This is a genomic window from Frankia sp. Mgl5, from assembly GCF_023242985.1.
GTDB lineage: Bacteria > Actinomycetota > Actinomycetes > Frankiales > Frankiaceae > Parafrankia > Parafrankia soli.
The window spans coordinates 1-1,236 of sequence record NZ_JALKFY010000778.1 but is presented as its reverse complement, the minus strand read 5'-3'; the positions used below and the strand labels follow the sequence as shown (position 1 = coordinate 1,236).

1 protein-coding gene is annotated in these 1,236 nt (G+C 66.7%); it reads left to right on the top strand.

Translation table 11 applies throughout. The annotated features are described in order from the left end of the window. Positions 1–91: 91 nt before the first annotated feature. The gene (locus MXD62_RS27575) at positions 92–1,225 is read left to right on the top strand and encodes an IS630 family transposase (RefSeq protein WP_368862457.1); all 1,134 of its coding nucleotides are present in this window, start codon (positions 92–94) and stop codon (positions 1,223–1,225) included. Positions 1,226–1,236 lie beyond the last annotated feature (11 nt).

The following is a 1,236-nucleotide window of genomic DNA, read 5'->3' as shown; positions in this document are numbered from 1 at the left end:
CTAGTGCCGTAGCCGCGAAGGTTTGCCCGTTGTGTGGACGCGCCGGGTCGGGTCCCGCTGGGATCTGGCCATCCGGCTGATGATCTGTGGTGTGGCGGAACGGGTGCGGGTCCGGGAGATCGATCCGGACGAGGGACAGCGGCTGTTACGGATTGTGCGACGGTCCTCAGGGTCGGTGGTGACGTGGCGGCGGGCGCAGATGATTCTGCTCTCGGCGCAGGCCATGACCCCGACGAAGATCGCGGAGGTGACGTTCACGTCGGAGGACCGGGTCCGCGACGTGATCCACAACTTCAACGCCGACGGGTTCGACTCGCTTTACCCGAAGTACGCAGGCGGGCGGCCCCGGAAGTTCACGCTGCCGGAACGCCGGGAGATCAAGAAGATCGCGAAGTCCCGTCCGTCGGAGCATCAGTTGCCGTTCTCGACCTGGAGCCTGACCAAACTCGCCGAGTTCCTGGTCGCCGAGGGGGTGGTCGACGACATCAGCCACGAGGGCCTACGGGTCCTGCTCCGCGAGGAGGGCGTCTCGTTTCAACGCCTGAAGACGTGGAAGGCCAGCTCGGATCCGGAGTACGAACCGAAGAAGGCCCGCGTCGAGCACCTGTACGCGATCATCGACGGTCAGGTCGTGCCCGAGCCCGGCGAGCCAACGGTCGTGTTCTGCCTCGACGAGTTCGGCCCGCTCAACCTGATGCCCCGGCCGGGACGGATGTGGGCTGGGGTCGGCGGTGCGAAGACCGACCCGAAACGAGGCCCGCGGCGCCGGCGGCGTGCCACCTACACCCGCACGCAGGGAGTGCGGCACCTGATGGCCGCCTACGACCTGGGCAAAGACTGGATGTACGGGCATGTGAAGACCACGAAGAACCGCACGGTGTTCCTGACCTTCTGCCGCTACCTGCGCGGCCTCTATCCGCCTGACGTGCGGATCGCGATCATCTGCGACAACTACTCGCCGCACCTGTCGACCCGGGTCGATGGGCGGGTCGGAGCGTGGGCGGCGACGAACAACGTCGAGATCGCCTACACCCCGACCAACAGCTCGTGGCTCAACCGCATCGAGGCCCAGTTCACCGCCCTGCGCTACTTCGCGTTGGACGGCACCGACCACCGCAACCACCGCGCGCAAGCCAGCATGATCCGCCGCTACCTCGGCTGGCGGAACCGCCACGCCGCCGACAAGAAACTCCGTGCCGTCGTCGCCAAGGCGAACGTTGCCTGATGCGGCACTAG